Source organism: Prochlorococcus marinus str. NATL2A (genome assembly GCF_000012465.1).
Taxonomy (GTDB): Bacteria; Cyanobacteriota; Cyanobacteriia; order PCC-6307; family Cyanobiaceae; genus Prochlorococcus_B; species Prochlorococcus_B marinus_B.
In genome coordinates this window covers 464,346-490,234 of the sequence record NC_007335.2, presented here as the reverse complement: position 1 = coordinate 490,234, position 25,889 = coordinate 464,346, and the positions used below count along the sequence as shown (strand labels likewise).

29 protein-coding genes and 2 tRNA genes are annotated in these 25,889 nt (G+C 34.7%); 14 read left to right on the top strand and 17 right to left on the bottom strand.

Going from position 1 to position 25,889, the window contains the following annotated elements:
- Positions 1 to 16: 16 nt before the first annotated feature.
- Positions 17 to 166 carry a hypothetical protein gene (locus tag PMN2A_RS10415; protein ID WP_011295155.1) on the bottom strand — a complete coding sequence of 50 codons (150 nt, stop codon included), beginning with the start codon at positions 164 to 166 and terminating at the stop codon, positions 17 to 19.
- A 226-nt stretch (positions 167 to 392) separates the two neighbouring features.
- On the opposite strand from PMN2A_RS10415, the gene rpoD reads away from it, so the two are divergent.
- Both rpoD and hemC read left to right on the top strand, forming a co-directional pair.
- Positions 393 to 1,655, top strand: a complete 1,263-nt coding sequence (gene rpoD, locus PMN2A_RS02610) for an RNA polymerase sigma factor RpoD (RefSeq protein ID WP_011294461.1) — start codon at positions 393 to 395, stop codon at positions 1,653 to 1,655.
- A gap of 159 nt (positions 1,656 to 1,814) precedes the next feature.
- On the top strand, positions 1,815 to 2,762 hold the full coding sequence (hemC, locus tag PMN2A_RS02605) for a hydroxymethylbilane synthase (protein WP_011294460.1): 948 nt from the start codon (positions 1,815 to 1,817) through the stop codon (positions 2,760 to 2,762).
- Positions 2,763 to 2,776: 14 nt separating this feature from the next.
- Here hemC and PMN2A_RS02600 read toward each other — a convergent pair whose 3' ends face one another.
- The gene (locus PMN2A_RS02600; protein WP_011294459.1) at positions 2,777 to 3,364 is read right to left on the bottom strand and encodes an inorganic diphosphatase; all 588 of its coding nucleotides are present in this window, start codon (positions 3,362 to 3,364) and stop codon (positions 2,777 to 2,779) included.
- Positions 3,365 to 3,491: 127 nt separating this feature from the next.
- Entirely contained in the window at positions 3,492 to 5,021 is a 1,530-nt protein-coding gene (locus tag PMN2A_RS02595; protein WP_011294458.1) for a carboxypeptidase M32, read from the bottom strand.
- 229 nt (positions 5,022 to 5,250) lie between these two features.
- Here PMN2A_RS02595 and PMN2A_RS02590 point away from each other — a divergent pair, with 229 nt between their 5' ends.
- The 4 genes from PMN2A_RS02590 to PMN2A_RS02575 are packed head-to-tail and all read left to right on the top strand — an operon-like array spanning position 5,251 to position 8,693.
- Positions 5,251 to 5,712, top strand: a complete 462-nt coding sequence (locus tag PMN2A_RS02590) for a secondary thiamine-phosphate synthase enzyme YjbQ (RefSeq protein WP_011294457.1) — start codon at positions 5,251 to 5,253, stop codon at positions 5,710 to 5,712.
- 1 nt (position 5,713) lies between these two features.
- A complete protein-coding gene (locus PMN2A_RS02585; protein ID WP_011294456.1) occupies positions 5,714 to 6,019 on the top strand; it encodes a 4a-hydroxytetrahydrobiopterin dehydratase in 306 nt (101 codons plus the stop codon).
- Between the two features lie 25 nt (positions 6,020 to 6,044).
- A complete protein-coding gene (locus PMN2A_RS02580) occupies positions 6,045 to 7,079 on the top strand; it encodes a CobW family GTP-binding protein (RefSeq protein WP_011294455.1) in 1,035 nt (344 codons plus the stop codon).
- 27 nt (positions 7,080 to 7,106) lie between these two features.
- Positions 7,107 to 8,693: an ABC transporter permease gene (locus PMN2A_RS02575; RefSeq protein ID WP_011294454.1), complete on the top strand. Its 1,587-nt coding sequence runs from the start codon at positions 7,107 to 7,109 to the stop codon at positions 8,691 to 8,693.
- Between the two features lie 9 nt (positions 8,694 to 8,702).
- On the opposite strand, the gene PMN2A_RS02570 is transcribed toward PMN2A_RS02575, so the two are convergent.
- From PMN2A_RS02570 to PMN2A_RS02555, 4 genes are all read right to left on the bottom strand, one after another.
- Positions 8,703 to 9,653, bottom strand: coding sequence for a lysylphosphatidylglycerol synthase domain-containing protein (locus PMN2A_RS02570; RefSeq protein ID WP_225866324.1), 951 nt, complete (start codon positions 9,651 to 9,653; stop codon positions 8,703 to 8,705).
- Positions 9,654 to 9,667: 14 nt separating this feature from the next.
- Positions 9,668 to 10,891: a nickel pincer cofactor biosynthesis protein LarC gene (gene larC / locus PMN2A_RS02565; protein ID WP_011294452.1), complete on the bottom strand. Its 1,224-nt coding sequence runs from the start codon at positions 10,889 to 10,891 to the stop codon at positions 9,668 to 9,670.
- A gap of 65 nt (positions 10,892 to 10,956) precedes the next feature.
- Entirely contained in the window at positions 10,957 to 11,604 is a 648-nt protein-coding gene (locus tag PMN2A_RS02560; RefSeq protein WP_011294451.1) for a hypothetical protein, read from the bottom strand.
- Between the two features lie 69 nt (positions 11,605 to 11,673).
- Positions 11,674 to 12,009: a hypothetical protein gene (locus PMN2A_RS02555; RefSeq protein ID WP_011294450.1), complete on the bottom strand. Its 336-nt coding sequence runs from the start codon at positions 12,007 to 12,009 to the stop codon at positions 11,674 to 11,676.
- Between the two features lie 58 nt (positions 12,010 to 12,067).
- Between PMN2A_RS02555 and xth the strand changes: the two genes are divergently transcribed.
- Both xth and hemL read left to right on the top strand, forming a co-directional pair.
- On the top strand, positions 12,068 to 12,895 hold the full coding sequence (xth, locus tag PMN2A_RS02550; protein WP_011294449.1) for an exodeoxyribonuclease III: 828 nt from the start codon (positions 12,068 to 12,070) through the stop codon (positions 12,893 to 12,895).
- A gap of 282 nt (positions 12,896 to 13,177) precedes the next feature.
- A complete protein-coding gene (gene hemL, locus PMN2A_RS02545) occupies positions 13,178 to 14,464 on the top strand; it encodes a glutamate-1-semialdehyde 2,1-aminomutase (RefSeq protein WP_041711150.1) in 1,287 nt (428 codons plus the stop codon).
- A gap of 59 nt (positions 14,465 to 14,523) precedes the next feature.
- Here the strand turns inward: hemL and PMN2A_RS02540 are convergent, their stop codons facing one another.
- The 5 genes from PMN2A_RS02540 to PMN2A_RS02520 all read right to left on the bottom strand — a co-directional run bounded on the left by PMN2A_RS02540 (position 14,524) and on the right by PMN2A_RS02520 (position 17,975).
- Positions 14,524 to 15,327, bottom strand: coding sequence for a prohibitin family protein (locus tag PMN2A_RS02540; RefSeq protein WP_011294447.1), 804 nt, complete (start codon positions 15,325 to 15,327; stop codon positions 14,524 to 14,526).
- 138 nt (positions 15,328 to 15,465) lie between these two features.
- On the bottom strand, positions 15,466 to 15,660 hold the full coding sequence (locus PMN2A_RS02535) for a hypothetical protein (protein WP_011294446.1): 195 nt from the start codon (positions 15,658 to 15,660) through the stop codon (positions 15,466 to 15,468).
- A gap of 41 nt (positions 15,661 to 15,701) precedes the next feature.
- Positions 15,702 to 16,199 (bottom strand): YajQ family cyclic di-GMP-binding protein, encoded by a 498-nt coding sequence (locus PMN2A_RS02530; protein ID WP_011294445.1) that lies wholly within the window; start codon positions 16,197 to 16,199, stop codon positions 15,702 to 15,704.
- A gap of 125 nt (positions 16,200 to 16,324) precedes the next feature.
- The gene (locus PMN2A_RS02525; protein WP_011294444.1) at positions 16,325 to 16,843 is read right to left on the bottom strand and encodes a hypothetical protein; all 519 of its coding nucleotides are present in this window, start codon (positions 16,841 to 16,843) and stop codon (positions 16,325 to 16,327) included.
- 40 nt (positions 16,844 to 16,883) lie between these two features.
- Positions 16,884 to 17,975 carry a phosphotransacetylase family protein gene (locus PMN2A_RS02520; RefSeq protein ID WP_011294443.1) on the bottom strand — a complete coding sequence of 364 codons (1,092 nt, stop codon included), beginning with the start codon at positions 17,973 to 17,975 and terminating at the stop codon, positions 16,884 to 16,886.
- Between the two features lie 150 nt (positions 17,976 to 18,125).
- Here PMN2A_RS02520 and PMN2A_RS02515 point away from each other — a divergent pair, with 150 nt between their 5' ends.
- Positions 18,126 to 18,890: an SDR family oxidoreductase gene (locus PMN2A_RS02515; protein WP_011294442.1), complete on the top strand. Its 765-nt coding sequence runs from the start codon at positions 18,126 to 18,128 to the stop codon at positions 18,888 to 18,890.
- Between the two features lie 2 nt (positions 18,891 to 18,892).
- On the opposite strand, the gene map is transcribed toward PMN2A_RS02515, so the two are convergent.
- Entirely contained in the window at positions 18,893 to 19,732 is an 840-nt protein-coding gene (map, locus tag PMN2A_RS02510; protein ID WP_011294441.1) for a type I methionyl aminopeptidase, read from the bottom strand.
- Between the two features lie 301 nt (positions 19,733 to 20,033).
- Between map and rplS the strand changes: the two genes are divergently transcribed.
- The 5 genes from rplS (at position 20,034) to gltX (ending at position 22,605) form a co-directional block, all read left to right on the top strand.
- Entirely contained in the window at positions 20,034 to 20,522 is a 489-nt protein-coding gene (rplS, locus tag PMN2A_RS02505) for a 50S ribosomal protein L19 (protein WP_011294440.1), read from the top strand.
- Positions 20,523 to 20,581: 59 nt separating this feature from the next.
- A tRNA-Trp gene (locus PMN2A_RS02500) sits at positions 20,582 to 20,654 on the top strand.
- Between the two features lie 35 nt (positions 20,655 to 20,689).
- The gene (locus tag PMN2A_RS02495) at positions 20,690 to 20,878 is read left to right on the top strand and encodes a hyperconserved protein Hcp (RefSeq protein WP_006043540.1); all 189 of its coding nucleotides are present in this window, start codon (positions 20,690 to 20,692) and stop codon (positions 20,876 to 20,878) included.
- 201 nt (positions 20,879 to 21,079) lie between these two features.
- Positions 21,080 to 21,153 (top strand) — tRNA-Asp (locus PMN2A_RS02490).
- Positions 21,154 to 21,174: 21 nt separating this feature from the next.
- Positions 21,175 to 22,605: a glutamate--tRNA ligase gene (gene gltX, locus PMN2A_RS02485; protein ID WP_011294439.1), complete on the top strand. Its 1,431-nt coding sequence runs from the start codon at positions 21,175 to 21,177 to the stop codon at positions 22,603 to 22,605.
- Here the strand turns inward: gltX and PMN2A_RS02480 are convergent.
- The 4 genes from PMN2A_RS02480 to tsaD all read right to left on the bottom strand — a co-directional run bounded on the left by PMN2A_RS02480 (position 22,561) and on the right by tsaD (position 25,823).
- Positions 22,561 to 23,805 (bottom strand): cation:proton antiporter, encoded by a 1,245-nt coding sequence (locus PMN2A_RS02480; protein WP_011294438.1) that lies wholly within the window; start codon positions 23,803 to 23,805, stop codon positions 22,561 to 22,563. The genes gltX and PMN2A_RS02480 overlap by 45 nt on opposite strands.
- 170 nt (positions 23,806 to 23,975) lie before the next feature.
- Positions 23,976 to 24,485 (bottom strand): DUF1643 domain-containing protein, encoded by a 510-nt coding sequence (locus PMN2A_RS02475; RefSeq protein WP_225866323.1) that lies wholly within the window; start codon positions 24,483 to 24,485, stop codon positions 23,976 to 23,978.
- A gap of 55 nt (positions 24,486 to 24,540) precedes the next feature.
- Positions 24,541 to 24,723 carry a hypothetical protein gene (locus PMN2A_RS02470; RefSeq protein ID WP_011294436.1) on the bottom strand — a complete coding sequence of 61 codons (183 nt, stop codon included), beginning with the start codon at positions 24,721 to 24,723 and terminating at the stop codon, positions 24,541 to 24,543.
- A gap of 29 nt (positions 24,724 to 24,752) precedes the next feature.
- Positions 24,753 to 25,823 carry a tRNA (adenosine(37)-N6)-threonylcarbamoyltransferase complex transferase subunit TsaD gene (tsaD, locus tag PMN2A_RS02465; protein WP_011294435.1) on the bottom strand — a complete coding sequence of 357 codons (1,071 nt, stop codon included), beginning with the start codon at positions 25,821 to 25,823 and terminating at the stop codon, positions 24,753 to 24,755.
- Positions 25,824 to 25,889: the final 66 nt, after the last annotated feature.

Below are 25,889 nucleotides of genomic sequence, written 5' to 3'. Positions count from 1 at the left end.
ACTTTAGAAATTTTTTCTACCATTGGATTGTGAACAGCTTTAAAGCTGTTGTGGAACTTGCAAAATTCCACCCAGAGGGAAGACTAGAAGCTTTATCAAGAATAGGAAAAATCCAATTCTGAGATAAGCCGGTCTGAGAAATCCCCTGACCTCCTTGCTTATACATTTCTATTCTTCAACAAAACATCCTTCATGATCTCAAGTCCATATTGATTTCATGTGATTTTTCGCAAGATTTATCACGATTAAGGACAATCTCAAATTAGAGTGTTTTTGTTGAAATTTTACAAATTAAATAGTTTTTCCTGAAATAACATCTCTAGGAGATTCCGACCATTTTTTCGGGTACTAACCTGAGCTCTGCAACTGACCACAAAACCATCGGGGGAATCATGTTAAAGGAAAAACAGACATCTAAAAATATTTCTATTAATCAGGATCCTAAAAACAATTCCAAAAAAATTAAAAAAACAGCTGCCAAATTAAACGTGACTAAAGAAACCCAGACTCTTCCTCAAGAATCTTCAAATGATCTAAAAATTGATTTAGATCTAGAGGCGGATAAATTAATTGCTGAAGCTAATAAAGTGCCTGAAGCCGATATCGATCTAGATGATGATGACGATAATGCCTCTGTGCTATCAAGTGCTCAAGAAGCAGCAGCTAAAGCCTTAGCAAGTATAAAAATAGGGCCAAAGGGTGTTTATACAGAAGACTCGATTAGGGTTTATCTACAAGAAATTGGTCGTATAAGACTTCTCAGGCCAGATGAAGAAATTGAATTAGCCAGGAAGATAGCAGATCTTCTTCAATTAGAGGAAGAAGCTGCGCAATTTGAAAGTGAGAATGGACATTTCCCATCAGTCAAAGAATGGGCAGTTCTTGCAGACATGCCATTAGCTCGCTTCCGCAGGCGACTAATGCTTGGCAGACGAGCAAAAGAAAAAATGGTGCAATCGAATCTACGACTAGTAGTTTCAATTGCCAAGAAATATATGAATAGAGGTTTGTCTTTTCAAGATCTTATTCAAGAAGGAAGTCTTGGTCTAATTCGTGCAGCTGAAAAATTTGATCATGAGAAAGGATATAAATTCTCAACTTATGCTACTTGGTGGATAAGGCAGGCTATCACTAGAGCAATTGCAGATCAAAGCAGAACAATTCGTTTGCCTGTGCATTTATATGAAACAATTTCAAGGATCAAGAAAACCACTAAAGTTTTAAGTCAAGAGTTTGGAAGGAAACCAACCGAGGAAGAAATCGCCGAAAGCATGGAAATGACGATTGAAAAACTCAGATTCATTGCAAAAAGTGCTCAGCTCCCCATTTCTCTTGAGACCCCTATTGGGAAAGAAGAAGATTCTAGACTTGGTGACTTTATTGAAGCAGACATAGAAAATCCTGAACAAGATGTGGCAAAAACCTTATTAAGAGAAGATTTGGAGGGTGTTCTCGCTACACTAAGTCCCAGAGAGAGGGATGTTCTAAGACTTCGTTATGGCTTAGATGATGGAAGAATGAAAACCCTTGAAGAAATTGGACAAATTTTTGATGTAACTAGAGAGAGGATCAGACAAATAGAGGCTAAGGCTCTCAGAAAACTCCGCCATCCAAACAGAAACGGGGTTCTTAAAGAATATATCAAGCTAAATTAAAAAACTAAACTAAATAACCTTTACTTTTACAACCAACAAATACAAATAATTGTTTAGATCATAGATTTCATTTCACATCAACCTTATTAAATTATTTTCCAAGATTTTTAATTTGGTAAGGTTGACTGCTTAAGGTAAAGAAATAGAAAATATTTGCTAATGACTCTAGACCAACTGCGCATCGCCTCTCGCCGAAGCCAGCTGGCCATGGTTCAGACGAACTGGGTACGAGATGAACTACAAAGAGAACATCCTGATCTTGTTATCACTATCGAAGCAATGGCTACGCAGGGTGACAAAATACTTGATGTGGCTTTAGCAAAAATAGGAGATAAAGGTCTTTTCACTAAAGAGCTTGAAGCACAAATGCTTCTTGGTCATGCTGAAATTGCAGTCCACTCACTTAAGGATTTACCCACGAACCTTCCAGATGGATTGATTCTTGGCTGCATCACAAAAAGAGAAGATCCTTCAGACGCGTTAGTTGTTAATGAGAAAAATCAAATTCACAAACTAGAGACTCTTCCAGAAGGTTCTGTTGTGGGGACTAGTTCATTAAGAAGGCTTGCTCAATTGAGATACCATTATCCACATCTTGTTTTCAAAGATGTAAGAGGAAATGTTATTACACGATTAGAAAAGCTTGACTCAGGAGAATATGACTGTCTTATATTGGCTGCTGCTGGATTGCAAAGACTTGGCTTTGCTAATCGAATACATCAGTTAATCCCAACAGATATTTCACTTCATGCTGTGGGGCAGGGAGCTCTTGGTATTGAATGTGTAAGTGGTCAACAAAAGGTACTAGATATTTTAAAAACACTTGAACACGAATCAACATCTAAAAGATGTTTAGCTGAAAGGTCTTTCCTCAGAGAGCTTGAAGGAGGATGTCAAGTTCCAATAGGCGTTAGAACGGAAATTAACAACAATGAATTAATTCTTGAAGGAATGGTCGCAAGTTTAGATGGTAAAAGATTAATTAGAGATATAAAAAAAGGATCGGTAAGCTCTGCGGAGGAAATAGGAATAGACTTAGCCAATGAATTAAAAGGCCGTGGAGCAGGGGAAATATTAGAAGAGATATTCAAGTCTGCAAGGGCCTAAATCATTCATAAAATTTAATTAATTAAATTAGGATCTATTGCAGATAAGTAACGCTCCTCACAGGATTTAATAATCTGAACTGCTTTTTCAACACCAAAGAAACCATTTACAGTACAAGTTCCTGGTTTTTTAAGATCCTTGTAATGCTCCCAATAATAAGTTGTTTCATTAATCCAATGCTTACCTAATTGTTCAAAGCTTTGTATGTGATCCATCCTCTTGTCATCGGCTATTACGCCAATAACTTTGTCGTCAACTTCACCTCCATCATCAAAAGTCATTATTCCTATAATCCTTGCCTCAACAATTGAACCGGGAACCAAAGGCTCTGTAACATTCACAATTTCGATATCTAATGGGTCCCCGTCTTCATCCCATGTCCGTGGAAGACACCCATAAGCAAAAGGGTAGGCCAGAGAAGAATATCCGACACGATCAAGTTTTAGATGCCCTGTTTCAGTAATAAGTTCGTATTTATTTATAGTATTTGAATTTAACTCAACGATTGTATTGACTCTAAGTTCAGATTCATTGGCAAACGCAGGCAATATATGAAGCAGATTAGGCATTGTTCTGCTAGGCGCTTGGTCAAGGTTAGCCATGGTATTTTTCTATGTTCTTACATGGTAAATCAACGCAGTAAATGCAAATGGAGTTGCGTCGGATAATTTAGAAAAGTTTCAACAAAAGACATGCTCCTCTTAATTTTTTTGGCAATATATGTCTATTTTACTTAGAGATTGTAGACAGCTTTTCAAGTTTATTATCTAAGTATTCAAGAAAATAAGTTGGTGATAATTTTGCTCCAGTAACCTTCCTTACAAGTTCCTCAGAATCTAAACTTCTCCCATAATGATGAACATTTTTGCGAAGCCAACCCAATATTTTACTGATTTCCGTAGATTCAATAAGATTTTCAATTTTCCCTAAATCTTCTTCAAGAGTTTTTGTCAACTGAGCGCTAATAAGATGACCAAGCAAATAAGAAGGGAAATAACCAAACATCCCCTCACTCCAGTGCACATCTTGCAAACATCCTTCAGTATCATTTTTAGGCGACACACCTAGAAGGTGCAAATACCTCTTATTCCATTCATTAGGCAGATCTTCCACAGAAAGGCCTCTCTCGAGAAGATCAATTTCCAATTCAGTCCTAATCATTATGTGCAAGCCATAACTGAGCTCATCAGCCTCTACTCGGTTCAATCCCGGAGTAAATGGATTTAGATTGATCCATAAATCATCTCCAGAGTGAATTGGAGCACCTGCATTCTCAAAATGATGCCAAAAAGACTTTGCAAATGAAAAGCTCCTAGCAATCCTATTTTCCCAAAATAGAGATTGACTCTCATGAACAGCCATAGAGGTTGCTTGACCTAACGGCCATGCAAACCATTGGTGACTTTTAGAAGGCAAACCTTGTTCATAAAGAGAATGACCCCACTCATGGGCAGTAGCTAATAAGCAAGAAAGTGGCTGACCTTTAACTATTCTTGTCGTAATTCGATAATCATCCGGACCTAAAGTTATAGAGAATGGATGAGGAGACTTAGCTATCGCTGTATTAGCAGGATCCCTAGACCAATCATTTAAAAGTATTTGACAGAGTTTTTCTTGATCACTAATTGCTAAATCCCATTTTTCACTCTTTTTATTGGTAATTGTCTCAGCCTTCTGAATCAATTCTGGCAATCTCTTTTGTAAAGGTTCAAATAGTTCGCTTACACGATCAATCGTTAAATTCGGTTCAAAAGGCTGGGCAAGTGTCTCCCAGCAACTTCTTTCTTCACAGAGCTGATTGGATTGTTCTGTTCGTAATGCAATTAATTTCTTAAGAGCTGGAGAAAAGCTTTTGAAATCATTATTTTTCCTAGCTTCCTGCCAACACATATACCCTTCAGACTTTGCTGTTGCAAGCTCAACGACCAATTGAGGATCCAAACTTTTCTGTCTATTGAAATCTTGCTCAAGCAAATCAATATTTCTAAATCTATCTGTGATGAGTTGTGATTCAAAATCATCTTTTTCTTTTGAATTTTGAAGTTCAGATTTAGCTTCTTTTATTAAAATTTCGAACTGTTCAGAACTTTGTCTTGCATGAAGTTGCTTAGCTATAAGACTTAATTGCTCTCCTCTCCAATTGGAACCAGCAATAGGCATAGATGTATTTTGATCCCAGTAGAGAGTGCTTTGTATAGATCCCAACAACTGCGTATCTTTTAGGTAATCACCCAAAAGCTGCCAAGCAGACTTTGACAATGTATTTAATTTGATATATGTGTAATCCTAATATCAAATTGATTAAAAGAGATCAGTATTTGATCAATTTTAAATATTTAAATCATAAGTTCTTAATTAAATTATTCATGATTTAAAAATCAAACAGGTTATATCTTTTTTATAAGATCGAATTCAAAATACTTAACCTGATAAGAAAGAAACAAACCTGTTAGGATTTAATAAAGTCAGGTTAAACGATTTATTAGAAATGGAACAGATTTTATCAACTATTGATTTCGAGACGAAGGGACAAGGTTTTACTGACATAACAAAAAACATTAATCATTGGATCAAATATAAAAAGCTTAAAAAAGGAATACTTCTTATTTTTCTAAAACATACAAGCTGTAGTTTAATTATAAATGAAAATGCGGATATTAATGTTCTTAAAGACCTATCAGCTTACATGAATGCTATTGTCCCAGAGGAGGGAGTTTATCCTCTCAACAAAAATCTTAAAAAAATAGAATATCTTCATTCAGAAGAAGGTTTAGACGATATGCCTGCTCATATAAGAACAATGCTTACTTCAAATAATTTAAGCTTCAGTGTTGTTGACGGCAAATTAGAAATAGGCTTATGGCAAGCCATCTATATATGGGAACATAGAGCATCAAATAAATCAAGGTCATTACAATTACATGCAATTGGTGATTTTGATTTAAATTAAAATGAAATATGAAAAACTCATGGTTTCCTTAATAGAGAAAAATCAACTAGATTCTTTTATAGAAAAGAATCCTTCTTGGATAATAGATAATAAAACGATAAAGAAAGAATTTAAATTTGAAAATTTCATTGAGGCTTTTGGATTTATGAGTAAAGTCGCTCTTTTATCTGAAAAAATAGATCATCATCCAGATTGGCAGAATATATATAATAAAGTTAAAATCAATTTAACCACTCATGACAAAGGTGGAATCACTACCAATGACATAAAGCTTGCTGAGGCTATTGATAAATTAATCAATAGCTAATGTATCATTATTTACTGCAATTAAAATGAACGCTAGCGTATCTAATCTTAATAAAAATATGGTTTCCAAAAAAAATATCCCTATTACAATTATATCAGGTTTTTTAGGCTCAGGGAAAACAACTTTATTAAATCATATACTTACTAATCAGCAAGGTATAAAGACAGCTGTATTAGTTAACGAGTTTGGTGAAATAGGAATTGATAATGAGTTAATAATTAAGACTGAAGAAGAAATGATAGAACTAAGTAATGGATGTATATGTTGCTCTATAAATGGTGAGTTAGTAGAAGCAATAGAAAAGTTAATCAATGTCAACAAGAAGTTAGACTATATTATAATTGAAACTACAGGATTAGCAGATCCTCTTCCAGTTGCGATGACATTACTTGGAAGTGATTTAAGAGATCAAACAAGATTAGACTCAATTATAACTCTAATTGATGCTGAGAACTTTAATGATGTTGCTTTAGAAAGTTCAATAGGAAGATCACAGGTAATCTATGGTGATATTTTACTTCTAAATAAATGTGATTTAGTAACTAATAAAAATATAGAAGAAACCATAGACAAGTTAAAAGAAATAAAAAATGATGTGAGAATTTTAAAAAGCATTAAAGGAAATATTCCTCTTAATCTATTATTAAGTGTGGGTCTATTTGAAACTGATCTAATTAATCAAAAAGAATCAGTTCATGATCACTCTCATGAACATAAACATGGACATGGACATGGACATGGACATGGACATGGACACTCAGAAGAAGATAATAGAATTGAAGACTTTCTTTCTGTTTCTTTTCAAACTAAAGAACCTTTCTCTCTTAGAAAATTCCAATATTTTCTAGATAATCAATTAAAAAGCGATGTTTTCAGAGCAAAGGGTATTCTTTGGTTCAGCGAAAGCGAAAGAAGACATGTCTTTCACCTCGCTGGTAAAAGAATTTCTATTGAAGATAGTGAATGGGGAGAAGAAAGAAATAATCAACTTGTCTTTATTGGTAAAGAATTAGATAAAACAAAAATACTGTCTCAATTAAATGCATGTATTGACAAATAATCACAAAATGACAAATTTAAGAATAAATTGAACAACAACAGACCTGCTTCAAAGGCCTTCAAAATAGAAAAAAATATTAATTTCGTCTATAATCTAATTGGATTAAATAATAGTCGTTACATATTAAAGTACTTAGTAGTTTTATTAACATTTTTTATTTTATGGCCGTTATTTAATCTCGTAAAAGAGGGTTTATACGGTATTCAAAAAGGTTCTATTTATTTAACTACAGCCAATCTTAATGAAATAAAAGGAACACTTTTACTGTTGATTTTTTCTCTAACTCTAGGAGGATTTTTAGGTGTAACAAATGGTTGGATTTTAGCCAATTGCCATTTCAAAGGTAGAAAAGTACTTAAAGTTTGCCAACTAATTCCTTTCGCAACACCAGCTTATCTTTTAGCTGCTACATTCATTGACCTCGGTAGCATTTATTCCATCAGAATTACCGGCATGTTGTGGGGTGTAGTAATAATGGCATTTACAACATATCCATATGTATTTTTACTAAGTTCAGAAAGTTTTGAGGAAGGCGGTAGAAAACAAATTGAAGCATGCAGAACTCTTGGTATAGGCCCTTGGAAAAGTTTCTTTAGAATATCTCTCCCAATAGCAATTCCCTCAATCACTGCTGGATTAGCTTTAATGGCCATGGAAATCATAAATGAATTAGGTGCCGTTCAACTGTTAAATATTCCAAGTATTTCAGCTGGAATACTTGAGAGTTGGATAGAGAAAGGTGAGCCCTCAGGTGCCATTGCTCTTGCCTTATTTGCTCTAATTTTAGTTTTTCTATTAGTTGCAATTGAACGCAAATCAAGAGAAAAAAGTAAACGATGGATAGACGGAATAAGTAGCGTAGATGCACCAAAATGGGAATTAAAAGGTATAAATCTATTCCTTGCTCAAGTTGTAACCTTTACCCCTCCAATTCTTACATTGGGTATTCCAATCACATGGGCAATAATAAATATTGATCAAATAAATCAAGGGTTCAATATAGATTTAGTTGGATTGACTATTAGAAGCTTTAGCTTAGCCTTAGCTGTTTCATTAATAACGATATTTATATCATTGATTTTATCAATTTCCAAGAGGTGGCATAATCATCAATGGCTCAATATATTGACCTTCTTATCCAGTATTGGCTATGCAATTCCAGGATCTGTTTTAGCCCTTTCTCTTCTTTCCTTTAAAGGAAGTATCTTGCAAGTCAACATATTAAGCTTACTAATCTGGGGTTATAGCATTCGATTCTTAGCTGTTTCAAAAGGTGGTCTTGATGCTGGCTTTGAGAGGATCTCGCCAAATATAGATAATGCTGCCATAAATCTAGGGAAAAACTGGTCGGAGGTCCTTTTTAAAATACATCTACCACTTCTCAAAGGACCTATTCTGGTAGGCATCCTTCTTGTTTTTGTAGACACAATAAAGGAATTACCACTAACTTTTATATTAAGACCATTTGATTTTGATACGCTTTCAGTAAGAATATTCCAATATGCAGGAGATGAAAGACTAGCAGAATCTATCTTACCTTCTTTGATAATAATATGCCTGGGATTAATAGCCTCTTTAGCCCTAATACCAAGCTTAAATAACAGAAATAAGTAAAATGAATATTTAAACTTTAAATAGTTTTTTAACTGGATAAATCAAAGCTGCCAATATATCAGAAACTGTTGAAACTAGCCGATAGCAAAGCAATGAAGCCAAGAGAGGTGCCTCTGGCAAATGTGAACTTAGACTAAATAGAATCACAGATTCAAACACACCTAACCCTCCCGGTGCGGCAGGGACTACAAGACCAATTATCCAAGCCAAGGAAAAGGAAGATATTAATTCACCATGTGAAACTAATGACCCAATAGAAAATGCATTTACACAACATAAAAAACCAATAAATCTGAAAAAAATAAATATAATCTCTACAAATAGTGGCTTATATGGGTAAAACAAACTTGTTGAAATATTTTGACTATTTTTCGCTAAATCTCTGTCTTTAATATTAACATTATTAGTAAAAATGCTTGCCTTCATTGTCCTCAATTTCTTTATTAGTGACTGTCTAAATGTTGGCAAGAAGAGTAAAGTAGATGACCAGCAAAGTATATAAATGGGCAGATTGAAACCTCTAAAAGGTATAAAAATAAAGCCTGCAACTAGCATTAAGATTGGCTCTAATAAAATAGATTCAATTGATTTTTCATTTGAAAGTTCTAACCGCAAGTTCTTATATCTAGAAACAAAATGCCATATTCCACCAGGCAAATATTTATATATATTTGTAGCCAGGAAAAGTTGTATTATATTCAAATTACTAATACTACAACCAATGTTATTTATTAAAAGCTTCCATGCATAAGCATTAATAATTATACTAAAGAAACTAAATATAACCCCCCATAATAGCCATGATATTTCTTCACTAGTAATTGTCTGATTAGATAATGAATCAAAATTCCCATATATTGAATTCCCAAGAAATGCAAAACAAATTAATGTTATCAAAAATTTAATGTTGATTTTAGAAATCATTCCAAAAACAAAATTTCTTCTGATAATTTCATTCATGATAAAATTAATCATCAAAAAGACCAATCATCGATTTCATAAAATTCTGATAATTCTATGATTAATTTCTGACGTATTTCTTCTATTGGGATTCCTGTATTTAAAGTTATTCGAGTCAAGTCTTTATGTTCTATTTTTATTGAAGTCTGACCATTTGGTCTCATTACTTGCTTAACATTAACTGTCCCAAATTTAGTTTTATGACTCACTATTCTTCTTGGAAGTATCCAGCGGCTAATATTATTTTCTCTTATTCCAATTGTTGTACTGTAGTTAAACCAAACTTCACGCAGTAAATTTTTATGCTTTGGGTAGACAATAGCTTGTATACATATACCTTTTCTATTTTTTTTCATATCGACCGAATAACAAATAACATCTATGGCACCTGCAGACCTTAATCTATCGATTAAAACAGCAACATCTTCAGGAGTAGAATCATCAATCCAAGCCTCCTGAGAAATTATATTTTCATTAGAGGGTTTATTATTTTCCATATAATAATCATTTTCATCTATTAGCAGAATACGTAAAAAGTTAGGACGAGATATATTTTTACTTCCTAAGCCAATACCAATATTTTGAATATTTAGATTACTTGGTTGGCCAAACTTATCTATAAAAGTTGCTATCAATGCGATGCCAGTAGGAGTTGTTATTTCACCAAAATATTTATCATCAAGCACCATTAATGGGATTTCATTTTGCCTCGCTATCTCTAAAACAGTAGGCACTGGAACAGGCATAGGGCCATGTGAAGTGGATACAATTCCTTTCCCAGAAGGTGGATTTGAAAAATAAATTTTGTATGGCTTTAAAAAGTCTATCGCTGAGCAAACATTAACAATATCAAGGATGGAATCTATTGAACCTAGTTCATGAAAATGAACATCTGAGATTTGATTCCCGTGAACAACTGCTTCAGCTTCAGCAAGAATTTCAAAAACCTTAATAGACTTTTTCTTCACATAATCATTCAAGCTTGAATCGAGAAGTAAGTTCTTTATCTCATTAAGACTTCTAGATAATTCCTTAAATTGAATTTCGTTTTTTTTACAGACAATGCCTTTTATGCCATCACTATCTCCCGCTTCAAATTTTAGTTTATAATTTTTATCTATATTTAAACTTACTAAGTTATCCAAGAAAATAGAGTGTGGAACACCTAAATCGAATAAAGCTGATGCGAGCATATCTCCAGATATTCCAAGACTACAATCAATAAAAATAGATTTCATTTACTAGTAAATATATAATTAGTTTTATAGATGGAATGCATTTATATATAATTCTCGAAATAAGACTAATTTTTATTTTTTAAGATTTTTTTACTTTTATTGTTTATTTGTTGTTTAGAAAGAGGGCCTATTATTTGAAAATCCTCAATCAAAAGTTGATAGTCAATACGACGAACATTTAGACTAATAAAATGTTTTAAATAATTAATAGGTACTTCACCTTTAAGATTCAATTTGAAAGGTAACGCTTTTTTTTGCTGATTTCTTGGCTTTTGACGAATTTTAATAACTACATTCTTTTCCTCTGGCTTAGTAAAAATTAATTCTCCTCTTATTGAAAAATAATCATCACCCTCCAATAAAGAATCAGAATCCCCCTTGAGACCTGAATTTTCATTCAATCCCTCGCTATCAAGAAGATCTTTTTTTAAAGTACTTGGTTCCCAAATACCTGTGATTTGCAAATGAAGATTTTGATTATTCCTACATCTTGGATATACGACCCAGAGGTGAGTTTTTTCTAGAGGGACGTGATTTTTAATCAAGGTTATGACTCTTCCAAGGACAACTGAATCTATTTCATTACCTTTTGAATCAATTAGAGCTCCACGAGTAAAGGTGTCTTCATCTTGAGGCTTGTAAATACCTCTAACTAATCCAATTGCTCGGTATTGCAATGGATCAGTGACCGAGGGGATTGGATGGTTCTGCATCTATTTAATTAAGAGGCCATTAGGGACCAATTTTAAATTTACCAAAAGCCTAAGGATACTATTGTGTTTTTATTCATTTGGGATATTCTCATCCTCTGACTGATCAAATGCATTGAGAGCTGCATCGAGTGCATCTGATGGGGTTGTAGCATTATTCATAGCTCCTGCTTGCTTAAGACGGTTCATTAAATCAAATGGATCGATTGGTAAACCTTGATCAATTTGATCTTCTGTATCAAAAGTGCTGTAAATATCTCTTTTCTCATCAGTTGAATAATTTTTTAGTTCCGAAATTCTTATTGTTTTTGAAGGCGAAAAAACTTGGCCTACCGTAATTAAAATTGGTGCCAAGCAAGATAAAGCAAACCATAATTGGCCATTAATAAAACGTGCAGTTTGCTTCAAAACTAAACTTTCGTCTAAATTTACATAATAATAACTTAAGCAATAAAATTTTTAAGTCTTGCTTGTTGCAACCTGGAATGTGAATTCTATTCGTTCAAGAATAGATCATGTCAAAGAATGGCTCATCACTAACAAGATTGACATTCTTTGCTTACAAGAGACAAAAACAGAAGATAAATTTTTTCCAATTGAAATTTTTTCAGACCTTGGGTATGAGGTATCAATCTCTGGCCAAAAGTCTTATAATGGAGTGGCAATAATAAGTCGATTCCCAATTAATGATATAAAGATTGGGTTTAATGAAGTTACCAACGACTATCAAGATTTATCTATATTAAGTGAGCAGAAAAGAATTATAAGCGCTGATATCAATGATATTAGAATCATAAATGTTTATGTTCCAAATGGATCATCTATAAATTCAGATAAGTTTATTTATAAAAAAAAATGGCTAAAATGCCTACAGGTTTACCTAAGAGAAATCAATAAAAATAATACACCTATATGTTTACTAGGAGACTTTAATATTGCCCCTGAAGATAGAGATATCCATACACCAAGTAGATATGAAGAGTCAATCATGGCCTCTTCCAAAGAGAGGGAATTACTCAAAGATGCTTTAGGAGGGGAACTAGAAGATGTTTTTAGGATTTTTGAGCCGGGAGAGAAAAATTGGTCTTGGTGGGATTATCGGCATTCAGCCTGGGAAAGAGACAAGGGTTGGAGGATCGATCATATTTACCTAACAGAAGATATTCTTAGTTGTGCCAATAGTTGTTGGATCGACAAAGAACAAAGATCTAGAGAGAAACCTAGTGATCACGCACCTGTAGTTGTGGATATCAACTGGCCTCCATCAGATATTGAAAATGAATTTTTCTTCTAAAAAATTCATTTGTTTTCTATTTTCAAATCATCACAGAATTAACAAATCAAATATTTACAATTAGCCAAAAACGATTGAAATTACAGGGCATAATATCCAAGGAAGTATTACTGCTACTTGTTTTTAAGCTTAAGTTCAATTAGGAAGATAGAATTTATTAAGGATTAAAAAAAATAACCAGATGCTGAACAGATTCAAAAATTTAGACGAATCAGTCACTTTTAGGCCATTATGACTGACTGTGTTTATGAGCTCATTCGCTGAGGTGCTGTGACAGACGCGTTGAACACAAAAAGATCTGAAGAGATTTTTGGTGCTGCCAAAAATTTGATGCCTGGTGGAGTCAGTTCACCTGTAAGGGCTTTCAAATCTGTTGAAGGGGATCCAATCGTTTTTGATCGAGTTAAAGGTCCCTATGCTTGGGATGTTGATGGGAACAGATACATCGACTATGTTGGCAGTTGGGGGCCTGCGATTTGTGGCCATGCTCACCCTGAGGTAATAGCAGCCCTTCAAGAAACACTTGAAAAAGGTACGAGCTTCGGAGCACCTTGTGTTCTGGAAAACCAGCTCGCTGAAATGGTTATAGATGCCGTACCTAGCGTTGAAATGGTCCGCTTCGTCAATAGTGGTACTGAAGCATGTATGGCTGTTCTCCGTTTAATGAGAGCCTTCACTGGAAGAGATAAAGTTATCAAGTTTGAGGGCTGCTATCACGGACATGCAGATATGTTTTTAGTGAAAGCTGGCTCAGGAGTAGCAACACTTGGTTTGCCAGACTCACCAGGTGTACCAAGAAGTACAACAGCCAATACACTTACTGCTCCTTATAACGATCTTGAAGCAGTCAAAGAACTATTTGCTGAAAACCCTGATGCTATTTCAGGAGTCATACTTGAGCCTGTTGTGGGGAATGCAGGCTTCATAACACCTGAGCCAGGATTCTTAGAAGGATTAAGAGAGGTAACTCAAGAGAACGGTGCTCTTTTGGTTTTTGATGAGGTAATGACTGGTTTTCGAATCAGCTATGGGGGAGCACAAGAGCGTTTTGGAGTTACCCCTGATTTGACGACTATGGGTAAAGTAATTGGGGGTGGCCTTCCAGTAGGAGCTTATGGAGGCCGTAAAGAAATCATGTCAATGGTCTCACCATCCGGTCCAATGTATCAAGCAGGTACTTTGAGCGGAAATCCTCTTGCCATGACAGCAGGTATTAAAACTCTTGAACTGCTTAAACAAGAAGGAACATATGAAAAATTAGAAGCTATTACAAAAAAGCTTTTGGATGGGATCCTCACTGCTGCTAAAGAATCAAATATTCCTATTTATGGTCAGAGCATTAGCGCTATGTTCGGTTTTTACTTATGTGAGGGCCCTGTTAGAAACTTTGAGGAAGCCAAATCTTCTGACACTGAACTATTCAGTAAAATTCATAGACTGATGCTTCAAAAGGGTGTTTATCTAGCTCCAAGTGCATTTGAAGCTGGTTTTACATCACTTGCTCATTCTGAAGATGATATAAATGCGACAATAAAAGCTTTTAAAGAAATCTTTTCTGAAATGTCATAAAAAAATCCAATTCAAGTAAAACTTGGATTGGACTTTTTTTAGTAATTTTGAAAGGATAATTAGTTTTTTCCTCTAACAATTACAGGAACATTTCCTGAACCGTTTCCTGGCAATGAAGGAACAACTTGTGTCTCACCATTCCATTTATCTAAAAACAATTTGAAAAGAACTTGATCATCAAGACTTTTATTTAGAGTGTCGTATCTAAGAGCTTCTTGCTCTGCAATTTTAACTTCGGTTTGAGCTCTCAATAATTGCTGCTCAGCAATCTGTTTTTGTTCAATAGCTGCTCGATATTCATCTGCAATTGTTAAACCAGTTAAATCAAGAGATTGAACATCAACATAGTCAAACTTATTTAGTTCCTCTGCAACCGTATCCTCTACTAATTCTGAAATATCACTCCAAGAACTAGCTATGGTTACCAACTCATACTTTGAGAAGACTGACTTGAGTGCTTTAAGTAGTGATGGTTGAATAATCCTGTTATATATCTCTCTGTCGTTATAAGAGATAGTTTTAAAGACTCTTCCAGCCTCATTAGGTTTTAGAGCATATTTAACAGTGGCGGTTGCAGAAATAACTTGCAAATCTTTTGTTAATGAATCAAATTTTTCTGGTCTAACTTGAGTTTGCACATTAAATGGATAGGTATTTTGAACAAAAGGAACTTTAAAATTCAAACCAGGTTTGCGTGAGCCCCCACTGACTTTTCCTAATGTAGTTACTACTGAAACCTGACCAGCCGGAACGACAAAAAATGCTTGAGTAAGAAGTAAAAAACCAGTAAAGGAAAGGACAAGTAGAAGAGTTGTTGTGCCACCTGGTCCATTCGGAGTCACATTACGAAATGGAGTTGTCATAAAAAATATTATCTAAAAAGATTTTATGTTGATTTAATCAAAATTGTTTAATTTGTTAGGCAGAAAAAATAATTACCTAATATTTAAGCATTAGCATGAAGAGCATTTCGGTAACTAAAAATATCCTTCCTCGTTTAGTTAAATCATCTCTTTAGCTACGCTTAAAACCTGTAAATATAGTTCTTCATCAATCTCTCTAATATCATATTCCGTTGGCATTGCTCCATGCTTATACTCATGAACAATCATCCAACATGTTCTTTCTAGTTCTTTTTTTGACTTTCCTGATAAGTCAATTGCTTTTTTAGAAAGTTTTTTTATTAATGAATCCATGGCAAAAAACTGAATAACTAAAGTTTCTATATATTCATAAACTATCTATAATTTTGGAATTGAAGAGCTATATCGAATTCCTCCTCCTGTTTCTTAATTAAATTAATTGCAGCTTGTAAATCATCTTTATTTTTTCCTGTAATTCTCAAACTATCTCCTTGTATTGATGCAGTTACTTTCTTCATATTATCTCGGACTAACTTACTTAATTTTTTTGATATTTCTTGAGAAAGACCTTTCTTTAGTTTAACAATTTGCATTACCATATTTCCTCCTATAGTTTCAATCTTTTGAAAATCAAATATCTTTAATGACAAATTTCTTTTAGTAGCTTTTTGTAATAAAATATCTTTTACAGATTCAATTGTCATATCGCTGAGAGAAACAATAGATAGTTCATCTTCTTTAATGTCAATTTTTGTCTTTGAGTCTTTTAGATCATACCTTTGATCAACTTCTCTCCTCAATTGATCAATAGCATTTACTAATTCCTGCTGATCAAATTCTGAAACCACGTCAAAAGAATAAGAAGAGGGCATAAAAATTTCTATTTGTTTTCACCATTTTATGAAAAAAAGCCAAGATTGCTTGTAAATATAATTGTGAGATATTTCGTAGGTTAAGAAAAAGTATCAATAGGTAGATGATTGTCTTTAATTGAAAATCAATCAAAAAACATAAGGCTCACTACTTTCCCCATATCTTCGGCACTATGGCAACTACTCAATAATGTTTCACTATCATGAAATGCGAAACAAATTAATTGATCACATCTGTTAATAATTTCTTGATTACAAAGACTGCTTGCCATTGGCAAAGGTAAATCATTATTGTCTTCTTTCTCTATTAGATGTAAAACGCTACCAAGAAGATCCTTTACCTCTGCAGTTTGCCTGTCAAGAGACTGAGGCAGCAAAACAGTTAATAGAGAGGGGTTAACATCTAGAACCGCTCTAATGACTGCAGCATTTACACCTTGAGAGCCTGAAGTGATTATCGAATGGCCTTCTTGAGCCAAAGACCTAGCTATTAATTCAACAATATGAATAGAAACTACAGGTACATGCCGACTACCTAAAAAAGCAATTCTTCTTTTCCCCTCGTTTTTCAACAAGGCCAATTCCTGAGCGAGAGTATCAACTCGTCCCAATGCAGGAAGATCGAGTGATCGACTCAAGGACATACTAATTCAGATAATTTAAAGGTAGCCATTATTCATCAACTCAAGAAGAAATTCCTAAAGTTTTAAAGATTCGATCGAGATCGCAATGTTCTTGTACTAAACGAAAAGCATAAGTAGCTTTGACTGTCTCATGAAGACGAACATGACCAAAGGCTTGTTCAATGACCTCAACTGTTGAAAGAGTATCTCTATCAACTTTTAGCAATGGAACATCTAACTCTTCTGATCTATTAATCAATTGTGGTAGAGGTTCGCCAGCTCCTGTTAATATTAAACATTGAGTCGAAGCTTCCAAAGCAGCCAATTGTATATCTGTTCGATCTGCTCCGGTCACTACGGCCATATTACGCCTTCTTCGAAAAAATTCCATTGCAGAATTAACACTCATCGCCCCTATGCTTAATGTCTCGACCATCAACTCAAGCCTGTCAGAACAACAAATAACTCGAGCATTTAAACGTCTCACCAATTCTTCAACAGTGACACTCCTCAACAAAGGAGACCTAGGCATTACTCCAAAGATCTCTAAACCTAATGCCTTAAGAGATGGAACTATATTTTCTTTAATATCTTTGATTTGATCAGGGTTAACCGCATTTAAAATAACACCACTTAGATGGTCTCCTAGCTGATTTTTAGCCTCCAATAAAGCTTCAACACTTCTACTATCTTGCCAGAAATGAGCAAGTAAAACTTTAGCCTTTAAACCTTTAGCAAGTTGAGGGAGACTTAATCCATACAATAGCCCCTCATGCAAACTACCTGCTGCTTCAAGAATATTGATAGCCTCACCAGAAGAATTAAGAGATAGCTGGAACTCGTCAACCCCCCCCCCCGGATCTAAGATATTTTTTTGAATCCTCTCATTAGCAGTAGAAGCCGCCAAAAATTGAATGGAAGGAATTAAATTCTCAGGAGATAATTGTAATGTCTCCCCAACGAATCTGACATCATCATCAATCATATCTTGAATGTCTCCTCTTTCAGAGACATTTAATTCAAGGCTTGTGGCTAATGGTTTACCAAATCTAACCATATGATTGGAAGCAATTAAATTCCTTGCTATGCCAAGAACTAATGCTGACTTACCGCTAAATGGTTCGCATGATCCAATCAGAAAGGTCTTGCTCATTAATTAAAGACCTGATGGGAGATAAATAACTTTATAAGTTTAGGCTTTTTAAAAAAGTTCTCAACACTAAATCTGTATAAAATTCTAATTAGACAAAGATTACCCAGTAATTCCTGATTTTTTCACAAGAAATACAATGCATTCAACTAAATGAAAAAAAGCTTGTCAGACAAATCAAGGTTTAAAGGTTTAAAAATTGCCATAACCGGTGCGAATGGAAGCCTAGGCAAGTCTCTTATTGAGGTTCTAAAAAAAGAAGGGGCTTATCTAATTGGCTTAACTCATGACAAAAAGAATGATAGTAACTCTGAGGGAGGCAAACCTGACGAATGGATTCTATGGTCCTGTGGAAAAGAAAGACTCCTTTCAAGTATTCTCGCTAATATTGACATCTTAATACTTAATCATGGATTTAATCCAAAAGGAATGATTGAATCAAATGAAATAAATAAAGCCTTAGAAATAAATTCCCTTAGTCATTTGAGATTAATAGAAATCTTTGAGGATTTAGCCCTATCAAATAATTTAAATAAGTACAATTCTAAGGAAATATGGGTAAATACATCTGAAGCAGAGATTCAAATAGCTTTTAGTCCAGTATATGAAATAACAAAACGTCTAATAGGTGAACTTATAAGTTTAAAAAAAAGTAAATTATTAATGGAAAAAAGAAATTCTTTTATCATCAAAAAATTAATATTAGGTCCTTTTAAATCGAAATTAAATCCACAAGGAATCATGAGCCCTGAATTTGTGGCAAAAAAAATAGTTCAAAAAGCAAAAAAAGAGGATTATTTAGTAATAGTATCTCCTAATCCCATAACACATTTAATAATGCCATTAGTTGAATCAATTAGAATATTATATTCAAGATTTATAAATAAAATTTACTCAAATGCCACCCCTTTAAAATAAAATCAATCACCTCTATCAGTTAATATCTCGCAACCATTTTTTGTAACCAAAACAGTATGTTCCCATTGAGCAGATAGATTTCCATCTTTTGTAATGACTGTCCATCCATCACTCAGTGTCTTACAGTGTTTTGACCCAAGATTAATTATAGGTTCCACTGCAATAGTCATCCCCTCTCTTAGAGTAACATTTGGTAAATCATTAGTTCTGAAATTAAACACCGAAGGTTCTTCGTGAAGGTTTCTACCTACTCCATGCCCAGTGTAATCTTCGACGACACTAAAACCATTGGCTTTCACATAATCTTCTATTGCACCTGCAATATCAAGAAGTTTGTTTTGTGGCCTAATTTGTTTTATTCCAAGCATCAAAGCTTCTCTAGCGACTCTACTCAATTCGTTTGCTTTATCTGAGGTATTACCTACGCATATTGTTATACAACTATCGCCATGGTAACCATTATAAAAAGCTCCCGTATCTACTTTTAGCAAATCTCCATCATTAATAATCTTCTTCTTACTCGGAATTCCATGAACAACTTCGTTATTTATGCTTGAACATATACTACCTGGGAAGCCATGATATCCTTTGAAGCTTGGCTTTGCATCATGATCTCTTATTCGTTTTTCAGCATAATTATCTAGATCTAGTGTAGACATTCCAGGTTTAACTAAGTCTCTAATTTCACTCAATACAGTTGCAACTATTTTGCTGGATTTACGCATAATTTCTATCTCTCTTGAAGACTTAATTTCAACCCCTCTCCTTTGTTTAATTACAGGGCCATTATTTATGGGGATTTTTGAGTTTTCAGAAGAAAGAAGATCAGAGAAAAGATTCATTGTTTAGTAAAAAAGTAAAAACCTCAAAATTTGCCATTATTGATGATTTAATAATAGATAAACTATCAAATGAAGAGGGACAGTTTCATTGAAAAAATTCTTTTCTTTAATAAAATTTCCATATTGTAGAAAAGAGAGAAAAGACTAGTTTTTCTTTTCAACGCTCAATCAACGACTGAATAAAAGCTAAATCTGAAAATCATGGTCAAATAGAGATGAAAAGATCAGATATATGAAAAATTTTTAATTTGAGAAACCAGCGGTTACAATATAAGTCCGGCCAAATAAAGAGTAATTGGTGATGTCCGTCGATTCGAAAGAGCCCTCATCACAAGAGGTAAAAATTGAAGATGAATCAAATGCTTCAGAGGACTCTGAGGTTAAAACAGCTTCTGAAACCAAATCTAAAGGAAAGAAAATTTCAATTCAGAATCTCTCTCCTGCAGAAATAATAAAGACTTTTGAAGATGCGCAACTAGGCAAAGATCTCCCTGATGTTTACGTTGGAGATACCGTTCGTGTTGGTGTCCGAATTAGTGAGGGCAATAAGGAGAGGGTTCAGCCCTATGAGGGTGTCGTAATAGCAAAGAGACATGGAGGAATTCATCAAACAATTACCGTAAGGAGAATTTTCCAAGGAATAGGAGTTGAGAGAATTTTTCTGGTTCACAGTCCACAAGTTGCATCGATTAAGGTTGAGCGCCGAGGTAAAGTAAGAAGAGCGAAGCTTTTCTATCTGCGTGAGCGAGTGGGCAAAGCCACACGCGTCAAGCAGCGCTTCGACCGCTGAGGTTTCGGCCTCCTCAACAAAAGTCATTGTTCAACAATGATTTAAAGGGCATATAAAATGCGCCGTTAGTTCAGTTGGTAGAACGCAGGTCTCCAAAACCTGATGTCGGGGGTTCAAGTCCTCCACGGCGCGTTCGAAAACCCTTTCCGCAGTTACTTTTTTAAAGAATGGAGTTGGATCTTCAACCTGGCGATGTCGTAAAAGTTCTTGAGTCAGCCGCATTAGGCTGGGTCAGAGCTAGAGTTATTCGTGTTAAATCAGGTGGCCGAGTTGTAGTGCAGAGCGACCAAGGTCGCGAGTTCACTGCTCGTGGGAATCAAGTTAGGCTTATAGAACCTGCTGGTTTTCGTCCTTAAAAGTCATCTACTTATTTAGTTTTATTTCATGAGCGTCTCTAAATTAATAGAGAATTTGATTGAAAAAACTTACAAAGATAGTTTTCTTAAGTCAAGAATATAAATTCTTAGTTGACTAGAAGGCATTTTTAGGATGATACTCATTGGGTCAGTACAAGGGATTTCTTAATTAAAGATACAATCCTTTTCTTGGCTTAAACTGGGACCGTAGTTCAACTGGTTAGAGCACCGCCCTGTCACGGCGGAAGTTGCGGGTTCGAATCCCGTCGGTCCCGTATCTAAATCGAATTAGAGCTTTGAAAGTTAGGGTAAGATTGGCACCAAGTCCAACTGGAACACTTCATCTAGGAACAGCGAGAACGGCACTATTTAACTGGCTATTTGCAAAAAAAGAAGGTGGAACTTTTCTCTTAAGAATTGAAGATACAGATATTGAAAGATCAAGAGAAGAGTATATAAACGACATATATGATGGTCTCCAGTGGCTAGGAATCAACTGGGATGAATCCCCAACAATTCAAAGTGAAAGAGTAAATGAACATAAACAAATTATAAAAACTCTCGTCGATAAAGGATTTGCATATAAATGTTATGCATCAGAAGCTGAACTAGATGAAATGAGAGAAACTCAAAAGAGAAATGGTTTAGCCCCAAAATATGACAATAGGCACAGAAACTTAACTCCTGAGCAAGAATCAGAATTTATAAAGAGTGGAAGAGATCCTGTTATCAGATTCAAAATCAGTGATGAAAAATTAATTTCATGGAATGACTTGATTCGTGGAAAAATGACTTGGAGTGGAAAAGATTTAGGAGGTGATATGGTCATCGCAAGAAGAGCACCAGCGAATTCAATTGGTGATCCCTTATACAATTTAGTTGTGGTAGCTGATGATTCAGCAATGAAAATTTCTCATGTAATAAGGGGAGAAGATCATCTTGCAAATACAGCGAAACAAATTCTTCTTTACGAAGCTCTTGATCTAAATATTCCAGTTTTTGCTCATACTCCTTTAATTCTTAATTCTGAAGGTAAAAAACTTTCCAAGAGGGATGGAGTTACTTCCATTTCTGAATTCAAGAAAATGGGTTACACATCTGAAGCGATGGCTAATTATATGACTCTTCTTGGCTGGTCAGTTCCAGAAGGAATTAATGAAAGATTCAACATTTCAGAAGTTTCAGAGATTTTCAGTTTTAAAAAGGTTAATAAAGCTTCAGCAAAATTTGATTGGGACAAATTGAACTGGCTCAACTCTCAAGTAATCCATGAGATGTCAGCAGAAACTCTATTAGAAAATTTAGAACCTTTATTTAAAGAAAATGGATGGCATCTTCCAAGTCATGAATGGGGCATCAATCTAGTAGGTTTAATAGGGCCATCCATGGTTCTTATTAATGATGGAGTGGACCAAGCTAAACCTTTTTTTGAAGAGCAAGAATTAAGTGAAGATGGCAAAAAGCAATTGGAAATCAAAGAAGCAGCTGTAATTTTAAAGTTTATTCTTGAAAAGTTGGAGGACACAGATGCTGCATCTTTTTCTAAAGAGAAAGCTCTTGATTTAATTAATCAAGCTACAAAAAGCTGCGAAGTAAAAAAAGGTCTTGTTATGAAAAGTCTTAGAGCTGCGCTTTTTGGAACGCTCAATGGTCCTGATTTAATTCAAAGTTGGGTTTTACTCTCAAGATTCAGTAAAGATAGAGCCCGAATTAGTCGGCTTATCTAAATCTTTATCTTCATCCAGTAGACCCAACATTTTTGCCAATGGTTGAGCTGTTAAACCTTGAATACCTACTGTCATTAATATTGTCAAAAAGACTAATCCCTGAAGTTTTCCAGCCCCTAAAACGCCTGCCTGCTCCAATCTAATTGAGAATAAAGAAGCAACTGCTGCAGTCACTATTCCACGGGGAGCCAACCAACCAAGAAATAATCTTTGTTTATTATCAAGAGGCAATCCAAAAGTTGCTATCGATACAGCTATTGGCCTCACTATGATCATCAAAAAAAGTACGCAAGTTATACCTCCCCAGCCCAAAGGACTCAATTCACCCCATGAAACGTCGGCTGCTAATAAAGGAAAAAGCATAGTTATTGCTAACTGAGCTAATTCTCTTATTAATTTATCAAGTTCATTCGCCTGTGTAGAAGGTCTTTGTCCTACAACAAATCCTGCGGCAACAGATGCCGGCAAGCCTGATTCAGGTAACAACCATTCGCATACGCCATAAAGCAGAAAAACTACTCCAAGAGTAAGTTGTAATCTGATCCCGATATAAGGCTCAGAGCGTAAGCGCTTCAAACCCTCTGAAAGGAAAAGACCTGCGAGTGACCCAATTAAAACTCCTCCTCCAAGCCTTGAAAGCAAACCAAGAAAAAGCTCTCTCCAGCCATGTAAATCTCCAACAACAAGCTCTAACAACAAAAGCGCAAGCACTGCTCCAATAGGTTCGAGTATCAAACCTTCAGCTTCAAGAACATCACTCAATGGCGATGCAAGTCGAATTTGTCGAACTAAAGGAGTTACAACCGTTGGCCCAGTAGCAAGAACAATCGCGCTATAAACTCCTGCGACTGACCAACCAAGCCCAGCGAACCAATGTGCAGCAAAGAAGCCAGCTGCCAATGAAATAATTAATCTGATTGAGGAAATTCTTAGAACTATTGACTTGATTGCCCCTCCAGGAAATCGAAGATTCAAACCACCATCAAACAAAACAAGGCTTACCAACAAACCAACGATTGTCTCCAACCCCTTACCTAGATCTAAAGGTTCAACCAATCCAAGACCTGATCTACCAATCAACAAGCCAGATAGCAACAATAAAACTACCCCAGGAAGTCCTGTTAGCACTGATAGTAATCTTGCTCCAGCCCCAGAAAAAACTGTGATGCCCCAGAGCAAACCCAGTCGCTCAGGAGTCATAAATAACTAGCAATGAAGACATAAGAGAGTATCCATTAAATCTACCTAAGAAAATAAATAAGTTAATAAGATGATTTTACTTACATATTCTTATAGAGTAGCAACCCTTTCAATCCAAATATTATTTATACATTCTCCTTTAGAAAATAACTGACAAAACCAATTCGAAATTATAGATCAAATCTTCTTAAGAAAGAATGATTAGGCATATAGAGAGGGTGACGAGGGTTACCTTTTTTACTCAGGCCAAGACTTAAAACACGTTTGGAATAATTATTTTCATTAGATTTGAAATTTGAAAAATTTTTTATTAATTTTAGAACTTTAAGATCACGTCCATTTAATTGACCTTTATCACCCCATCCTAACCACAAATCACAATTATTATTTTCCCGCCAAAATTCTAATGATTTTAAAGTAATTAAATCATTATTTTCTCCTATTGGATCATTGCTTTTTGATAGTTGAAGAGGAGACTTGGAAATCAGGCCAAAGAGGTTAATTATATAGATATTTTTATAATTCCAACTCGAAGAAAAATTAATTATCCGCATTAGAGTCCTATCGTTATGGGAAGAATTAGCTTTTGAAGGATTCAAGCCAATAAAGAGGATGGTCTTTTTTCCACTTAATAACTCTCTTTTTAAGATCCATCGATAGGACCGGCATTCACTAAACAAGCAAAATGACAACCAAAAAATTCAAACTAAATATTAATTTAAAGTATACTTTTTCCTAGCCAGAAAAAAACAAATTTGATGCTAAAAGAATAATTAATACAATAATTAAACCTGCAATTGCCATTCTGCCATTCCAAATCTCAGCTTGAGGAGTGAATCCTCTCTTCCATGAATTAAGTTCATTTGAGCTTGCAAGCTTGGTGGATTTATTTTCTTCATCAATTTCTTTTAAAGACATAATAAAGATTAAAAGGTTAAAAATATAAATTAAAAAGGAGGAATCGGATCATAAAGTAAATCAGATTTTTCTAGTGGCCATCGAGCAGATACACCTAATTCCATTGAACTTTTAAAGCTTTCAGATGACAATCTTAACAAAGCTGCCGCCCCAATCATTGCCGCATTATCAGTACAAAATTCCATTGGTGCAAGAGTAATATCAATTGAATTTTCAGATGCTTTTGCAAGCATCATTTCCCTTAATCTCACATTTGCAGCAACTCCTCCAACTAAAACAAGAGAATTTAAACCTTGGTCAAGGGCACATTTAAAGCTCCTCTCTACTAAGACCTCAGCCACTATGTATTCAAAACTTGCAGCAATATCTTCTATTGGTAATTTTTTATTTTCTGATCTAATTTTTTCTATCTGGCGAAATACAGCCGTTTTTAAACCACTAAAAGAAAAGTCATATGGATAAAAACCACCTTCAGGTTTAGAGACTCTTCCTTTTGGAAATAAAAATTTTTTTGGGTCTCCCGATTTAGCTATTTTTTGAATTGCAGGGCCCCCTGGATATGAAAGTCCCAAAAGTCTTGCAACCTTATCAAAAGCTTCTCCAGCTGCATCATCATGACTTCTACCAAGACGTTGATACTTATGTTTAACATCTACTTTTATCAATTCAGTGTGTCCTCCACTAACCAATAAGACTAAAAAAGGAGGTTTAGGATGTTTTTCTGACAAATATATCGAGGAAAGATGTCCCTCCAAATGATGGATACCTAAGAATGGAATTTGATGTAAATTAGCTAAAGTTCTTGCCGTAATTGATCCGACCAACAGTGATCCTGCTAATCCTGGAGTAACAGTTGCGGCTACTGCATCTATATCTTTTATCTGTAATTTTGATTTTGCAAAAACCTCTTCAATTAAAAATGGAAGGTTTTCTAAATGTCTTCTTGAAGCGATTTCTGGAACAACACCACCCCAATTAGCATGTTCATCAATTTGTGAAGCTATTTCATTAGCTAACAAATCAATTTTTCCTTTTTCATTAGAAACCAAAGCCGCTGCAGACTCGTCACAACTTGTTTCGAGGGATAAAATTATTGACATTTCTAGCTATTGATCAACTAAGTTTAGTATTGAAATCCCATTAAAACAGGGCAACAGATAAAAATC

What these genes read in the sequence shown, in the direction of transcription:
- PMN2A_RS10415 (WP_011295155.1), bottom strand. Translation starts at nt 166, where the DNA reads ATGTATAAGCAAGGAGGTCAGGGGATTTCTCAGACCGGCTTATCTCAG.
- rpoD (WP_011294461.1), top strand. Translation starts at nt 393, where the DNA reads ATGTTAAAGGAAAAACAGACATCTAAAAATATTTCTATTAATCAGGAT.
- hemC (WP_011294460.1), top strand. Translation starts at nt 1,815, where the DNA reads ATGACTCTAGACCAACTGCGCATCGCCTCTCGCCGAAGCCAGCTGGCC.
- PMN2A_RS02600 (WP_011294459.1), bottom strand. Translation starts at nt 3,364, where the DNA reads ATGGCTAACCTTGACCAAGCGCCTAGCAGAACAATGCCTAATCTGCTT.
- PMN2A_RS02590 (WP_011294457.1), top strand. Translation starts at nt 5,251, where the DNA reads ATGGAACAGATTTTATCAACTATTGATTTCGAGACGAAGGGACAAGGT.
- PMN2A_RS02585 (WP_011294456.1), top strand. Translation starts at nt 5,714, where the DNA reads ATGAAATATGAAAAACTCATGGTTTCCTTAATAGAGAAAAATCAACTA.
- PMN2A_RS02580 (WP_011294455.1), top strand. Translation starts at nt 6,045, where the DNA reads ATGAACGCTAGCGTATCTAATCTTAATAAAAATATGGTTTCCAAAAAA.
- PMN2A_RS02570 (WP_225866324.1), bottom strand. Translation starts at nt 9,653, where the DNA reads ATGAATGAAATTATCAGAAGAAATTTTGTTTTTGGAATGATTTCTAAA.
- larC (WP_011294452.1), bottom strand. Translation starts at nt 10,891, where the DNA reads ATGAAATCTATTTTTATTGATTGTAGTCTTGGAATATCTGGAGATATG.
- PMN2A_RS02560 (WP_011294451.1), bottom strand. Translation starts at nt 11,604, where the DNA reads ATGCAGAACCATCCAATCCCCTCGGTCACTGATCCATTGCAATACCGA.
- PMN2A_RS02540 (WP_011294447.1), bottom strand. Translation starts at nt 15,327, where the DNA reads ATGACAACTCCATTTCGTAATGTGACTCCGAATGGACCAGGTGGCACA.
- PMN2A_RS02535 (WP_011294446.1), bottom strand. Translation starts at nt 15,660, where the DNA reads ATGGATTCATTAATAAAAAAACTTTCTAAAAAAGCAATTGACTTATCA.
- PMN2A_RS02530 (WP_011294445.1), bottom strand. Translation starts at nt 16,199, where the DNA reads ATGCCCTCTTCTTATTCTTTTGACGTGGTTTCAGAATTTGATCAGCAG.
- PMN2A_RS02525 (WP_011294444.1), bottom strand. Translation starts at nt 16,843, where the DNA reads ATGTCCTTGAGTCGATCACTCGATCTTCCTGCATTGGGACGAGTTGAT.
- PMN2A_RS02520 (WP_011294443.1), bottom strand. Translation starts at nt 17,975, where the DNA reads ATGAGCAAGACCTTTCTGATTGGATCATGCGAACCATTTAGCGGTAAG.
- PMN2A_RS02515 (WP_011294442.1), top strand. Translation starts at nt 18,126, where the DNA reads ATGAAAAAAAGCTTGTCAGACAAATCAAGGTTTAAAGGTTTAAAAATT.
- map (WP_011294441.1), bottom strand. Translation starts at nt 19,732, where the DNA reads ATGAATCTTTTCTCTGATCTTCTTTCTTCTGAAAACTCAAAAATCCCC.
- rplS (WP_011294440.1), top strand. Translation starts at nt 20,034, where the DNA reads ATGTCCGTCGATTCGAAAGAGCCCTCATCACAAGAGGTAAAAATTGAA.
- PMN2A_RS02495 (WP_006043540.1), top strand. Translation starts at nt 20,690, where the DNA reads ATGGAGTTGGATCTTCAACCTGGCGATGTCGTAAAAGTTCTTGAGTCA.
- PMN2A_RS02480 (WP_011294438.1), bottom strand. Translation starts at nt 23,805, where the DNA reads ATGACTCCTGAGCGACTGGGTTTGCTCTGGGGCATCACAGTTTTTTCT.
- PMN2A_RS02470 (WP_011294436.1), bottom strand. Translation starts at nt 24,723, where the DNA reads ATGTCTTTAAAAGAAATTGATGAAGAAAATAAATCCACCAAGCTTGCA.
- tsaD (WP_011294435.1), bottom strand. Translation starts at nt 25,823, where the DNA reads ATGTCAATAATTTTATCCCTCGAAACAAGTTGTGACGAGTCTGCAGCG.